Consider the following 14,104-nt stretch of genomic DNA (forward strand, 5'->3'; position numbering starts at 1 on the left):
GTTCATACCCTTGCGAGATGCCGGGAGTGTATTGGTTCGATGAAGGTTTTATCGCCGACTATATAAAAAGCACCTAAGATGTGGCCAAGTTGGAAGGGCATCTTGCCCGATACTATTACGAGACTTCCGGATGGGAGGAACATCTGCAGAAGGCCGCCGGGGTTGAAAAGCTGGAGCAGTTGAAAAAAATCGCCCGGCACGAAGAAAAACCGCCGCAGGCAAAAGACATTTGGAACAAGTAGCATGGCATACGAAAAATACACCTTGACCGACCTGATGATCATTGCCGCCGCCAAAGAGCTTCCCGATGGGGAAGCCGTTCTGGTGGGAACGGGCCTTCCGGTCGCGGCGGCGCTCTTCGCCCAAAAAACGCATGCGCCCAGGCTGCTTCTATGCTTTGAGGCGGGCGGCATAGGACCGGAGCGGGTCCCCCGTTTGCCGTTGACCGTCGGCGAGGGGATCACCGCCGAAAGGGCGGTCGAGGCCGCCTCGATGATCGGCATCATGTCCATGGCCGCGAGGGGCGTGGTCAAATACGGTTTTCTGGGCGGGGCCCAGATCGACATGTACGGGAACCTGAACAGTACGGTGATCGGCTTGCATGCGAATCCGAAAATGCGTTTTCCCGGTTCGGGCGGAGCCAATGACATCGGCTCGTTGTGCACCCACACCTTGATCATCATGAAGCATGAAAAAAGAAGGTTCATTCCCAAGATCGATTTCGTCACCACTCCGGGGTATTTAAGCGGCGGCAACGCCAGGGAGCTTGCCGGCTTGCCCGAGAACACGGGTCCCTACCGGGTCATCTCCACGCTGGGGATCATGAGCTTTGAACCCCAATGCAAAAGAATGGAACTGCTGAAGCTCTACCCGGGCATCGCCGCCAAGCAGGTGCAGGACGAAACAGGCTTCGAGCTCCTGATCAGCAAGAATCTGCAGGAAATCGCCGCGCCGACCGAAAAAGAAATTCACATTCTGCGCACGGACGTTGACCCGTTCGGGGCACTTGAGTTCAAATAGAAAAGGGTCCATCGCGGCCGGCGCCTGCTTCACATTTTTCCCGGACTTTCGCTTTACTTTTTTTGCATTTTGGTCTAGTGTCAGCCTATGTTGAAATTGGTTTTTTTTGCGGGTGCTCGTTCTTATGCATAACATGATCCGGCTTGAAAGTTACGGCGACAGCCTGGAAAAAGGCGTCTACCGCTGCCATTCGCGCTTCCGGCGAGCGGTCAATTTTTCCAACGGCCGTTCGCTGGCAACGCTGGTGGACCGGCGCGTCGGCCCGGGTCCCCGCCATATCGTTGTGTGCGGGCTCGCTTTGCAAAAGGTGGAGCGCCTGGCGATCGGCGATGACGACATTTTCCTGGACGGCCTCCGCATCCCTTTCGCGTCCGCGCGCCGGTACGACTCGCGCTTGCGCCTCGAAGGCCCGGTCGTTGTCCAACGCTTTGCCGGCAACCTGGAGTGTTTTTCCCGCTGCCTCGGCCGGGAGGCCCCGCCGAGAAGCCTGGCGTTTTTGCTGGACGATAAGCGAAGCCGGCGCCGGCCCTCGGCCCTGGAACAGTCGGTTGCCGAACGGCTGCGCCTGGGGCGGAAAATGATCTTCAGCCCCGATTTCCTGCCCGGCATCAAAATGGTCGCCGGGCTCGGCTTCGGCCTGACGCCTGGCGGCGACGATTTCATCGGCGGCCTCCTGCTGGCCCTGTACTACGGCCAGCAGCTGTTCAAGCGTAATTTCGAATCGGCCATCCGCCTGGTCTGCAGGTCGGCGGAGGGGAAAAACCCTTTTTCCGGAACCATGCTAGCCGATGCCGGCGAAGGCCGGGCCGTGGGCAGGGTCAAAAGCCTGCTGGCTGCTCTTATCAACGGGAATGAAAAAAAAGTCCGCCAAAACGCCCTGCAGCTGCGCGCGATCGGCCACTCATCGGGGATCGACCTCGGGGTCGGCTTGCTGCTGACGGGCCGGGCGCTCGTCCGCAACCAGGGGGAACCATGGTGGTGAAAGGATCGGTCAAGCGGGGCGAGTATTTTGATTCGGTGACCCTGATGCGCATCGCCCAGAAGGTCAATGCCGAGGCTGGGGTGATCGATTCCGGGCTGATCATTGCCAGCCGCGAAAACAAAGCCATACTGAAGGCCTCGGGACTTTTCGTCGCCGCGTTCGCCGCGGCCCGGGACAACGACCTGCTCGTCGTTGTCAAGGCCCGGTCGGAAGAGATCGCCGCGCGGGCTTTGGCCCGCGTGGACGGTCATCTGCATGAAAGCCGCCAAAAGGCCTCCACCCAGGGCGGTGCTGCCCGTACCCCCAGCCTCGACGCCGCGCTCGATGCGCTGCCCGGGGCCAACCTGGTCATGATCTCGATCGCCGGCTGCTATGCCGGCGGCGAAGCCAGGAAGGCCCTGGAAAAAGGGCTGCACGTCTTCCTTTTCTCCGACAACGTGACGCTGGCCACGGAGATCGAATTGAAAAAATTGGCTCGCGACCGCAGGCTCCTGCTCATGGGGCCCGATTGCGGCACGGCCATCATCAATGGCGTCCCGCTCGGGTTCGCCAACGCCGTGCCCCCGGGAGCGATCGGTATCGTGGCTGCCGCCGGGACCGGCCTCCAGGAGGTTTCTTCGTTGATCGCCAACGCCGGAGCCGGAATTTCACAGGCCATCGGCACCGGCGGCCGCGACCTGAAGAAAGAAGTGGGCGGCATCATGTTCGCCTCCGCCATCGAAGCGCTCGCAGCCGACAAGAAAACCGCAGTCATGCTCCTGGTCGCCAAACCACCCGATCCAACGGTCCGGGAAAAGATCGGCCGGCTGCTGCGCCGGATAAGCAAACCGGTGGTCATCGTTTTTTTAGGCGGCCAGGGCGGGGCGGTCAAAGGCAAAAACATATATGACGCGGCCACGCTGGAGGAGGGCGCCATGATGGCCATCGCCCTCTGGCGCGGCGACGCGGTGGAAAACGCGAGGCAGCGGCTGGCCGGTCGCGATGCCGGGCTGGAAAAGCGGGCCAGGGCCATCGCCGACAAACTGCAGCCGCGGCAGAGATACATCCGGGCCCTTTATACCGGCGGGACCTTCTGCAGCGAAGCCCAGGTTATTTTCCGCGGCCGGCTACCCGGTCTTTATTCCAACGTCCCGTTGCCCGGAGTGGCCAAATTGGGCAGCAGCCTGCAAAGCGAACGGCATACGTTCCTCGACCTGGGCGAGGACGAGTTCACCGCCGGTCGGCTGCATCCGATGATCGATTTTTCCATGCGCAGCCGGCGCATGCTGCAGGAAGCCGGCGACCCGCAAACCGCCCTCCTCCTGCTGGACCTGGTGCTGGGCTATGGGGCCAACCGCGATCCGTTGCCCGAGATCATCCCGGCCGTGCGCGCCTGCCGCAAGGCCGCCGGCGGAAGAAGCCTGCCGATGATTTTCTCGGTCACCGGCACAGAGCACGACCCCCAGAAGCGGAGCCGGGTCGTCGCGGGCCTTCTGGAAAACGGCGCCGAAGTCCTGGAATCGAACGCGGCGGCAGGCAGGCTGGCCCTCATTGTCGCCGAACTCCAGGGGAGACGGTCATGAAAAAAATTCTTAACGAAGAATTGCGCATCGTCAACATCGGGCTGGAATCCTTCAGCGAAGCCCTGGCTGAAAAAAACGTCGGCCATGTCCAGGTCGATTGGCGGCCGCCGTTCTCCGTCGCGGAGAGCGCGCAGCGGGCGCTCGCGGCCGGCCTGGCCGCAAGGCGCAAAGCCAATGCCCGGGCCGTGGCGAAGATCCTGGCGGCCCAACCCGTGCTGCTGGGACTGAAACCGGCGGCGGCCGCGATCCCGGGGATGAAAAAAAACATGATCCTGCACGCCGGTCCGCCGGTCCTTTGGAAAAACATGTGCGGGCCCATGCTGGGCGGCGTCATCGGCGCCATATTATACGAAGGCTGGGCCAAAACTCCGGCCGCGGCCCGGAAACTGGCGGCCGCGGGCGAAATCGAATTCTCTCCCTGCCACGGACACCAGACGGTCGGCCCGATGGCCGGGATCGTTTCGCCCTCCATGCCGGTATTCCTGGTGAAGAACGAGACGGCCGGCAACATGGCGTTCTGCACCATGAACGAAGGCCTGGGCAAGGTCCTGCGCTACGGCGCCTTCGACCCCGAGGTCATCCAGAGGCTGCGCTGGCTGGGAAAGATCCTCGCCCCGAGCCTGGACGAAGCCCTGCGCCTGAACGGCCCGCTCGATCTCAAAATGATCATCGCCCAGGCCCTGCACATGGGCGACGAGTTGCACAACCGCAACCGGGCGGCCACCTCCCTGCTGTACCGGGCCCTGGCGCCCGCCGTCATCCGCAGCGCCGCCACGCCGGAAACCGCCGCCGCCATCCTGCAGTTCATCAACGGCAACGACCATTTTTTCCTGAACCTGTCCATGGCGGCCAGCAAGGCCAGCCTAGATGCCGCCCGCGCCATCGACAACAGCAGCCTGGTGGTGGCCATGGCCCGCAACGGCCGCGAATTCGGCATCCAGCTGGCCGGCACCGGCGACGAATGGTTCTGCGGCCCGGCGCCGGTCCCCGACGCCCTGTTTTTCCCCGGCTTCAGCAAGGCCGACGCCAATCCCGACATCGGCGACTCGGCCATCACCGAAACCAACGGCCTGGGAGGATTCGCCATCGCCGCCGCGCCGGCCATCGTGCAATTCGTCGGCGGCAGCAGCGCCGACGCCAGCCGCACCACCCGGAAAATGTACGAGATCACCGTCGCCGAAAACAACGTTTACCGGATCCCATACCTTGATTTCCGCGGCACGCCGACCGGGATCGATGTCGTGAAAGTGATCGATAGCGGCATTCTGCCGTTCATCGATACCGGCGTGGCCCACAAAAAGGCCGGGCTGGGCCAGGTCGGCGCCGGCGTACTCAGCGCCCCGGCCGAGCCGTTTTTAAAAGCGTACGCGGCCCTGGCCGCCCGTTGCAACCCGAAGGAGAAAAAACGATGAAGATGAACACCGAAGCGTTTCTGAATTTCATGGAGGGGGTAAGGGTCTTCGATCTGACCCAGAGGCTGAGCGTGCACACGCCGCCCTGGCCCAGCTACATGCCGCTGGGCATCCAGTATTTCAAGCGCATCGCCGGCGCCCACATGGGGCAGGGGGCGAACGGACAGATCATCACCACCAGCAATCACGTGGGGACGCACATGGACGGCGAGATCCATTTCCATGCCAGCGGACGCAGCATCGGCGCCGTGCCGATCGAGGAATGGATCGGGCCGGGCGTGGTGGTCGACATCTCCGCCGAAGTCAACGACTACAGCCTTTACACTCCGGAAATGCTGACCGGCAAAGCGGACATCCGAAAAGGCGATATCCTGATCATCAACACCGGCTACCACCGCTATGCCTGGGACCAGGAGGGCTCCGACGAACTGCGTTATTTCGTGAAACACCCGGGGCCGGGGCCGGGTTTCCACCAATGGGTCATGGACATGAAGATCAAGTGGATCGGCGTGGACTGCGGCAGCGCCGACCATCCCATGAACACGATCATCCGCAAGTGGCACCCCGACCTGTTCACGGAAGCCGAAAAAAAGCTGCAGGAGGAATTCCCCGGCCGGAGCTGGGACGACGTGTTCACGCCGGCCGAATACTACCAGGTCATGCACGTCAAACTCTTTCCCAAACGCATCGTCCATGCCGAAAACCTGGCCGGAGACATCGACCGGCTCGGCAACCAGCGGGCCTGGATCGGTTGTTTCCCGCTGCGCGGCATCGAACTCGAATCGTCGATGTGCCGCATCGTGGCCCTGCTGCCGCCGCAATGAAATAAGCCGAGGTGACCTTTGCCGATCATCAACGAATTCGCGTATGTCAAACCGGCCACAGTGGCCCAGGCGCTGAAATGGCTGGCCCGGTACAAAAAGCCGGCCATTCTCGCCGGCGGCACCGACCTGCTCAACTCTCTCAAGGACGGCTCCATCAAGCCCGATGCCGTGATCGACATCAAGGGGTTGGACACGTTGCACAAAATCTCGTTTGCCGGGAAGCGCTTGTACGTTGGGGCGCTGGTGACCTTTTCCGAGCTGATCGAAGCCGAGGCGGTCAGGCGCCTTTTCCCGGTGCTGGCGGAAACGGCCCGGACAATCGGTTCGCCGGGCATCCGCAACCGGGCCACCATGGTGGGCAACATCTGTTCCGCCGTTCCCTGCCTGGACAGCGGCCCGCTGCTGCTGGCCTACGACGCCGTCGTTACCACGGTCGGCCGGGGCGGCAAAAGGGAGATACCGATCGTCAAGTGGTTCCGCGGGCCCAAAAAAACCTCTCTCAAATCCGGTGAAATCGTCAGCGGCGTGATCATCCCCCTTCCCGAGGGGAAACATGCCGGCTGCTTCATCAAGCTGGGGAGGTACGCAGGCGAAGACCTGGCCCAGGCCAGCGTGCTGGCCATGGCCCTGGAAGGCAACCGTTTCCGCGTCGCCTTCGGTTCGGTGGCTCCGGTCCCGTTCAGGGCCAAGGGAATCGAAAAACTGCTCAACGGCAAACAATTGGACGCCCGGCTTTTCGCCGAAGCCAAAAAACTGGTCGCTGCCGCGATCGCCCCGATCACCGACCTGCGGGCGACCAAGGAATACCGGGCGCACATGTGCCGGGTGATGCTGGAGCGTTCGCTCAAGGCCGCGCTCGGGCGGTTGGCGGGCGGCGGGCCGGCATACGGAGAAAGGCTGCTGTGACCGGCAAGGAAGCAATCATGAACCAACGCATTGAATTTGTTCTAAATAGCGAGAAGAGGAGCGTCGAGCCGCGCGCCAACCAGACCCTGCTCGAGATGCTGCGCGATACGCTGGGGGTCAAGAGCCCGAAGTGCGGCTGCGACCGGGGCGACTGCGGTTCCTGCACCGTCATGATCGACGGCCGCGCGGTGCGGAGCTGCCTGGTGCTGGCCGTGGAGGTGGACGGGCACGAGGTGAAGACGCTGGAAGGGCTGATGCCCGGCGGGAAATTTTCAGCCTTGCAGAAGAGCTTCCTGGCCCATAATTCCTTCCAGTGCGGTTTCTGCACCCCCGGAGTCATCGTGGCGGTCAGCGAATTGCTGGAGAAAAACCCGCACCCCGACCGCAACGAGATCAAAGAGGCCCTGTCCGGCAACCTGTGCCGCTGCACCGGTTACACCCCGATCATCGAGGCCGTCGTTGCCCACGCCGGTAGGGAGGAATAGCCATGGCGGATTACAAATTCATCGGCCAGCCGGTGCTGCGCGTGGACGGCGAAGCGAAAATTTCCGGCGCCGCCCAGTTCGTCGACGACCTCGAATTCGGCCCGAACCTCTTGTACGCGGCCATCGTGGAAAGCACCCGCGCCCATGCCCGCATCGACGGCATCGACACGGCCAAGGCCGCCGCTGTTCCCGGCGTGGTCAAAATCGTCAGCGGCCGGGATTTTCCCTTCAAATTCGGCTTGTACATGCACGACCGCTTCGTCTTCGCCCAGGACCGGGTGCGCTTCGTCGGCGAGCAGGTGGCCGCGGTCATCGCCCGCGAACCGGCCGCGGCCTTGCGCGCCGCCGGCCTGGTCAAGGTCCGCTACAGCGACCTGCCGTTGGTCTTAAATACCGAAGATGCCTTGAGATCAGGCGCGCCGCTAATCCATCCCGGGCTCGGCGAGTACGAGCACGTGCCCTGGTTCTTCCCCCGGGCGGGGACCAATATCGCCCATTTCCGTAAAATAAGGAAAGGGGACGTGGACAAGGGCTTCGCCGAAGCCGACCTGGTCTTCGCCGAAACATACACGGTTCCCCGCTACGCCCATTGCGCCATCGAGCCGCACGGCGCCATCGGTTTGTTCGACCATGCGGGACGGCTGACGGTCTGGACCGCCTCGCAGTCCCCCTTCACCCAGCGCCACCTGTTCAGCGAGGCCCTGGCGCCCCTGGGCCTGTCCCATCACAATGTTCGCGTCATCACCCCGTTCGTCGGCGGCGGCTTCGGCGGCAAGGCCGGCGTGTCGATGGAGATCCTGGCCGCCGCCCTGGCCACTTCGGTCAAAGGCTGCCCGGTAAAGATTTTATGGTCAAGAGCCCAGGAATTTTACAACACCTACCAGCGCCAGGGGGTCAAGGCGACCGTCAAGCTGGGGGTCAAGAAGGACGGGACGATCACCGCCCTGGAGGAGACCCTGCACTGGGATGCCGGCGCCTACGTCGAATACGGCGCCAACGTGGTCAACGCCGCCGGGCTGTCGGCCACCGGTCCTTACCGCATCGCCAACGTGAAGATCGATTCGGTTTGCGTCTACACCAATCTCCCTCCCGGAGGTCCTTACCGCGGTTTCGGTTACTCGGAATTCATCTTTGGCCTGGAATCGCACATGAACGAGGCGGCCAAGAAGCTGGGCATCGACGCGGTGGCCTTCCGCCGCAAGAACGCCATCCGCCCCGGCGACACCCTGGCCTACGGCGCCGCGATGAACCCCAGCGGCCTGGTCGAATGCATCGACCGCGTGGCCGCGGAAATAGAATGGGATAAAAAAAGCAAAAGCGTTGATCCGGACAAGGCGATCGGCAAGGGCTTCGCCCTCTTCTGGAAGGCTCCGGCCATGCCGCCCAACGCCGCCTCGACGGTCTTCCTTAAATTCAACGAGGACGGCAGCCTGAACATACTGGCCTCGGCCATGGAGATCGGCCAGGGCTACCAGACGGTGATGGCCCAGATCGCCGCCGAGATCCTGACCGTGCCTCCGGCAAAGATCAGGGTGGAAACCCCCGACACCGACCGCAATCCTTACGAATGGCAGACGGTCGCGTCGCATATTACCTGGGGCTGCGGCAAAGCCGTCGAAAGGGCGGCCATCGACGCCCGCGAGCAGATTTTCGACCTGATCGTCCGCGCACTGGGCAAGGAGCGGGAGGCGCTCTACCTTGAGGCCGAGCAGGTGAAATCCAGACGCGAACCCGGCTGGGCCTTGCCGCTCAAGGATTTCGTCATTGCCGGCATCGTGCAGCCGGACGGCACCTACCGCGGCGGGCCGATCGTCGGCCGGGGCATGTTCATGCCCGAGTTCGCTTCGGCATCGAGCGATCCGGAGACCGGCCAGGGCGGCCATCCCAACGTGCATTACACCGTCGGCGCCAGCGGCGCCATTATCGAGATCGACAAGCAGACCGGCAAGATCAAGGTGCTCAAGGCGGTGCTGGCCGTCGACGTGGGCAAGGCGCTGAATCCCGACCTGTTGAAAGGGCAGGTCACGGGCGGATTTCTGCAGGGCCTGGCCACGGTCTTGTACGAGGACATGCGTTTCGACGACAAGGGCAGGCTGCTGAATGCCAATTTTTCCGACTACAAGATCCCGACCGCCATGGACATTCCGCAAGAAGTCGTGCCGATTTTCATCGAGACTCCCCAACCCGACGGTCCGTTCGGGGCCAGGGGCATGGGCGAGCACACCATGATCCCGGCGGCGCCGATCATCGCCAACGCCGTAGAGGATGCTCTGGGCGTGCGCATCACCTCCATGCCCATCAGCGCCGAAAAAATCATCGAGGCTCTATCGGGGAACCGGCAGTAGGAATAATCAGGTTGAAACGATCGGCTCGCGATTCAGCAGGTAGCGCTCCAGCCGCTTGGTCATTACCTCTATCCCACTGCCCGGTCCAGGCGGGATCTCGATAAAGCCGTCGGCGGCCAACGTCACTCCCGGTTCGACGATGTCTTCATGGAAGTAGCGGCTGGTCTCGGAGGTGTCGCCGGGAAGGGTAAAACCCGGGGCGGTTTGCAGCTGGATGTTCAGCGCCCGGCCGATGCCGGTTTCATCCATGCCGCCCGACCAGGCCGGGATGCCGCTGGCAACGCACAGGCGGGCCATTTTCACCGCTTCCAGGATCCCGCCCACGCGGCCCTGCTTGATGTTGATCACCCGGCAGCTCTTCAAAGCGATGGCGGCTTCGGCGTCGGCGCAGTCGTGGATCGATTCGTCGAGGCAGAGGGCGGTGCGCAGCTTCGCCTGCAGCAGCGAATGCTGGTAGATGTCGTGGTAGGACAGGGGCTGTTCGATCATGGTCAGTCCGAATCCGTCGAGGCGGGCCAAGCGCGCGGCGTCGGCCAGGGTGTAGTCGCCGTTGGCGTCGGCCATCAGCGCCAGATCGAGAAAGCGCCGGCGCACCGCCTCCACCCATTCCACGTCTTTCCCTTGCTGGATCTTCATCTTGACGCGGTGGTAGCCGCTGTCGACGGCTTCGGCCACTTTTTCCAGGAGCTTTTCGACCGTTTCCTCGATGCCGATCGAAATGCCCGACATGATGCGCCTGGCCGGGAAGCCGAGCAGCTCATGCAGCGGCAGGCCGCGGCGCTTGGCCAGCAGGTCGAGCAATGCGTTTTCCAGGGCGGCCTTGGCCATCTCGTGTCCGCGCACGCGGGCGCAGCGGCGCAGCAGTTCGCCCAGGCTGAGCTCCGGCTTCAGCTCGGGCAGGAGAAATTCCTTCAGGATATGGCGGGCGGTCGCGGTCGTTTCGCTGGCGTAATAGGGGTCGGGATCGGCTACGCATTCGCCCCAGGCCACGATGCCGTCGTCCTCCATCCTGACCAGCAGCGCTTCTTTGCAGTTCCAGACGGCGACGCTGGTGCCGAACGGGGTCACGAAAGGCAGGCGCACGGTCAGCAGTTCGATCCTGTCTATGGCGCCGATCGGATCGTTTTCCAACCAATTTGGGGATGTTTCGGTTTCGGGCATGGGCCACCTCAGCAGGGATTGTAGTTCATGTCTTCGTCGTGTGCAAGGAGGGCCGAATCCCCGTGTTTGCCAAATTTCTTCTGTAGGGAACGCAAATTTGCGTTCCCTACCAACGGTCAAGTATGTGTTTGATGGGGTAGGGGTTTGATTAATCAAACCCCTACAGGCCTTGATCTCTTCTTGACATCTGATGCCTTTTGGGCAACATGAAAAAAATGTTTTTCCGGCAAACAATGAAAATACCGAGGTGCGCGAATGAAAAAAATGCTGCTGACTGGTTTGATTTTGGCTTTCATGTCGGGCTTTGCCCTTCTGAGAGGAACTTCTGGCAATTTTGCCAGATTCATGATGTTTTCATTTTTTCTAAAAATGTTTTATTTTTGATTTTGGTTATTGATTTCCTTTATAATAGCCATAGGAGAAAAAAACATGATTAAAAAACGACAAAAATGGATCGCGCTATTTGTGACTTTGACATTCATGTGGCTGTTGCAGGTTTCTACTATGCCCCTGGCCGCCGCCAGCACAACGGAACAGGTCAGTTCCGCGAGCGCGGAACAAGAGCCGGGCTATCTCGAGGCTGTAGGCTATAAAGCTGTCCCGGCCAAGAAAAAAAGCATTCTGCCCATTATCCTCATTGGCGTGGGCGTGGTCGCCGTGGCCGCGGTCCTGTTCCTGGTCGTGTTCAAGACCAAGTACAACATTGTCGGAACATGGGATATCACAACTTCATGGTCAGGCGGTGGCGGCGGCACAGTCACCAATGAATTTGTCGGAGATAAAAAAGAGGGCGACGTTCATTTGGTGCTCAGCGGGAGTAGTGCCAAGTGGGGTGAATACACCGTGGACGGCAAAGAAGTCTCCTTCTCGATGTTTATCACCACTTTAACCGGGGAATTCACGGACAAAACCCACATGAGCGGCACCTGTGTCAGCGTTACAAGTACGGGAACGTGGACAGCGGTAAAGACATCGGATACAACGATTGCGCCGATTCCAACAAGCTCGATGGATCGGCAGACTGCCGAGCGCATAGTTACCAATAAATAGTCGCTAAGCTGTATTTTCTAATAGTCAGTCGAGTAGGGGTTTGATTAATCAAACCCCTACAACATTTTTTTCCCTTTTGCAGTCCATCGACAGCCGTCAACCGTTTTCTGAATATGGGTTCTTTTTTGAACTGATTTCGCCTTGACATTGAGTCTGTTTTTGGGCAATATAAAAAAAATGTTTTACCGGCAAACAATGAAAATATCGAGGTGCGCAAATGAAAAAAATGCTGCTTGCAGGTTTGGTTTTGTCTTTTATGTCGGGCTTTGCTATTCTGGGCCATGCTGAGGTAAGTCTGATGGCCGACCTGGTCCTGTTCAACGGCAAGGTATTCACCGTTGAAAAAAACTTGCCCTGGGCCGAGGCGGTCGCCATCCGCGACGGCAAGTTCGTAGCCGTGGGCAGCGACGAGGAGGTGAAAAAACTGGTCGGCGCCGACACGCAGGCGATCGACCTGCAGGGCCGGCTGGCGCTGCCCGGCTTCAATGACGCCCATCTCCATTTCGCCAGCGGCGGCCTGTACCTGCTGGGCATCGACCTGCATCCGGCCCGCGATGAAAAAGAGTTTGTCTCTATATTAAAGGAATATATTAAGAAGCTCCCGGCGGGGGAGTGGGTCACCGGCGGCAATTGGGATCACGAAAACTGGCCGTCAAAAAAGCATCCGAGCAGGAAGCTGATCGATGCCGTCACCCCGAACCATCCGGTGCTGGTGCGGCGCCTGGACGGGCACATGGCGCTGGCTAATTCGCTGGCCCTGAAGCTGGCGAGCATTACAGGCGCCACGGCCGATCCCCAGGGCGGCGAGATTGTCAAGGACGGCAAAACCGGGGAGCCCAGCGGCATTCTGCTCGACAACGCCTGCGACCTGGTCGACACGCTCATCCCGCCGATCAGCCGCGCCCGGCGCGAGCTGGCCATCCGCACCGCCATGCGCCACGCCCAGGAATTGGGCGTGACCAGCATCCAGGACAACAGCTCGGCTGCCGACCTGGAGATCTACCAGGATATGCTCGCCAAGGGCGAACTGGGACTGCGCGTCAATGCCTGGCGCGACAGCGCCTGCGTCGCCGACCTGGCCCGCGTCGGCATCCACGCCGGCTTTGGCGGCCCGTTCCTGCGCCTGGGCACGATCAAGCTTTTTGTCGACGGCTCGATGGGGGCCGGCACCGCCCTCTTTTTCGAACCGTACGCCGACGATGCCCAGAGCTGCGGCCTGCCTATTTACAAGGAAGATGAATTAAACGCCCTGGTCCTGGCGGCGGACAAGGCGGGACTGCAGATTGCCGCCCATGCCATCGGCGACAAGGCCAATTACCTGATCCTGAACGCCCTGGCCAAGGCCCGAATGGAAAACGGGGCACGCGATTCCCGCCACCGGGTGGAGCATGCCCAGGTGGTCACGGCCGGCGATGTTGTTCGCTTCAGGGAAATGGGCGTTATCGCCTCGATTCAGCCCTGCCACTGCATCGATGACATGCGCTGGGCGGAAAAGCGCATCGGCCCCAGGGTCGCTGACGCCTACCGTTTCGCTTCTTTTCTCAAGAGCGGCGTCCATCTGGCGTTCGGGACCGATTGGAGCGTCGAGCCGCTCGACCCGCGTTTGGGACTTTACGCAGCGGTCAGCAGGGAATTGCCGGCGGGCGGTCCTGCCGGCGGCTGGCATCCCGATGAAAAAATATCCCTGGCCGAAGCCATTGAGTGCTATACCCTGGGTTCGGCTTATGCCGAATTCCAGGAAAAGGAGAAGGGTTCCATTGCCCCGGGCAAATGGGCCGACCTGGCGATCATGGAAAAGAACATCTTCGAAATTCCCAAAAAAGACATTTTGCACACCGCGGTGACGATGACCATCCTGGCCGGAAAAATTATTTTTAAAAAAGAATAAAATTTTTTCAGCGCCGCCCCGCCGTTGCTTTCAATCCGGGCAAAATACGGTTAGGTTAGAAATAACCTTTATTATCGGGAACAAACAAGATATTTTTGGCAAAAAAAAGAAATCAGTTGAAAATGACCCCTTTTTGTACTATATATTTGGTGGAAAAATTTTTTAAAAATTTTTTTAAAGGTGTTGACAAGCCTGAAAAAACAGGTATAATGTCGACGTTTTTCCTTCGGTGAAGAAAATAAGGATCTTTGAAAACTGAGTAGAGTGATGTTTTAGCCAGCATCAAAAGACCCAAATTTTTTTAACAAAGTTTCAAACTTTTCAAATTGGTTTAAGGGGCTTCGGCCCTTTAAATAATTAACTGGAGAGTTTGATCCTGGCTCAGAGTGAACGCTGGCGGCGTGCCTAACACATGCAAGTCGAACGCGAAAGTCCCGCAAGGGATAAGTAGAGTGGCAGACGGGTGAGT

13 protein-coding genes and 1 rRNA gene are annotated in these 14,104 nt (G+C 60.3%); 13 read left to right on the forward strand and 1 reads right to left on the reverse strand.

Annotation, left to right across the window (positions count from 1 at the left end):
• Nucleotides 1-80: 80 nt before the first annotated feature.
• From NTW95_04300 to NTW95_04340, 9 genes are all read left to right on the forward strand, one after another.
• On the forward strand, nt 81-242 hold the full coding sequence (locus NTW95_04300) for a hypothetical protein (GenBank protein MCX6556642.1): 162 nt from the start codon (nt 81-83) through the stop codon (nt 240-242).
• A 1-nt stretch (nt 243) separates the two neighbouring features.
• A complete protein-coding gene (locus NTW95_04305) occupies nt 244-1,020 on the forward strand; it encodes a 3-oxoacid CoA-transferase (protein MCX6556643.1) in 777 nt (258 codons plus the stop codon).
• 133 nt (nt 1,021-1,153) lie between these two features.
• Nucleotides 1,154-2,002 (forward strand): DUF2877 domain-containing protein, encoded by an 849-nt coding sequence (locus tag NTW95_04310; protein MCX6556644.1) that lies wholly within the window; start codon nt 1,154-1,156, stop codon nt 2,000-2,002.
• Nucleotides 1,993-3,564 (forward strand): acyl-CoA synthetase FdrA, encoded by a 1,572-nt coding sequence (fdrA, locus tag NTW95_04315; protein MCX6556645.1) that lies wholly within the window; start codon nt 1,993-1,995, stop codon nt 3,562-3,564. The genes NTW95_04310 and fdrA overlap by 10 nt, the downstream gene beginning before the upstream one ends.
• Entirely contained in the window at nt 3,561-4,976 is a 1,416-nt protein-coding gene (locus tag NTW95_04320; protein MCX6556646.1) for a DUF1116 domain-containing protein, read from the forward strand. Before fdrA ends, NTW95_04320 begins: the two co-directional genes overlap by 4 nt.
• Nucleotides 4,977-4,978: 2 nt before the next feature.
• Nucleotides 4,979-5,800: a cyclase family protein gene (locus tag NTW95_04325; GenBank protein MCX6556647.1), complete on the forward strand. Its 822-nt coding sequence runs from the start codon at nt 4,979-4,981 to the stop codon at nt 5,798-5,800.
• Nucleotides 5,801-5,818: 18 nt separating this feature from the next.
• Nucleotides 5,819-6,706 carry a xanthine dehydrogenase family protein subunit M gene (locus NTW95_04330; protein ID MCX6556648.1) on the forward strand — a complete coding sequence of 296 codons (888 nt, stop codon included), beginning with the start codon at nt 5,819-5,821 and terminating at the stop codon, nt 6,704-6,706.
• A gap of 17 nt (nt 6,707-6,723) precedes the next feature.
• Complete coding sequence (locus tag NTW95_04335) at nt 6,724-7,191, forward strand: (2Fe-2S)-binding protein (protein MCX6556649.1); 468 nt, start codon at nt 6,724-6,726, stop codon at nt 7,189-7,191.
• 2 nt (nt 7,192-7,193) lie between these two features.
• Nucleotides 7,194-9,536, forward strand: a complete 2,343-nt coding sequence (locus tag NTW95_04340) for a xanthine dehydrogenase family protein molybdopterin-binding subunit (protein MCX6556650.1) — start codon at nt 7,194-7,196, stop codon at nt 9,534-9,536.
• A gap of 6 nt (nt 9,537-9,542) precedes the next feature.
• Here the strand turns inward: NTW95_04340 and menC are convergent, their stop codons facing one another.
• The gene (menC, locus tag NTW95_04345; protein MCX6556651.1) at nt 9,543-10,697 is read right to left on the reverse strand and encodes an o-succinylbenzoate synthase; all 1,155 of its coding nucleotides are present in this window, start codon (nt 10,695-10,697) and stop codon (nt 9,543-9,545) included.
• Between the two features lie 255 nt (nt 10,698-10,952).
• On the opposite strand from menC, the gene NTW95_04350 reads away from it, so the two are divergent.
• From NTW95_04350 to NTW95_04365, 4 genes are all read left to right on the forward strand, one after another.
• Entirely contained in the window at nt 10,953-11,081 is a 129-nt protein-coding gene (locus tag NTW95_04350; protein MCX6556652.1) for a hypothetical protein, read from the forward strand.
• A gap of 45 nt (nt 11,082-11,126) precedes the next feature.
• Complete coding sequence (locus NTW95_04355; GenBank protein MCX6556653.1) at nt 11,127-11,747, forward strand: hypothetical protein; 621 nt, start codon at nt 11,127-11,129, stop codon at nt 11,745-11,747.
• Between the two features lie 298 nt (nt 11,748-12,045).
• Nucleotides 12,046-13,635 carry an amidohydrolase gene (locus NTW95_04360; protein ID MCX6556654.1) on the forward strand — a complete coding sequence of 530 codons (1,590 nt, stop codon included), beginning with the start codon at nt 12,046-12,048 and terminating at the stop codon, nt 13,633-13,635.
• Between the two features lie 358 nt (nt 13,636-13,993).
• Nucleotides 13,994-14,104, forward strand: a 16S ribosomal RNA gene (locus tag NTW95_04365); the annotation flags it as partial.

The sequence above is a fragment of the Candidatus Aminicenantes bacterium genome (genome assembly GCA_026393795.1).
Lineage (GTDB): Bacteria > Acidobacteriota > Aminicenantia > UBA2199 > UBA2199 > UBA2199.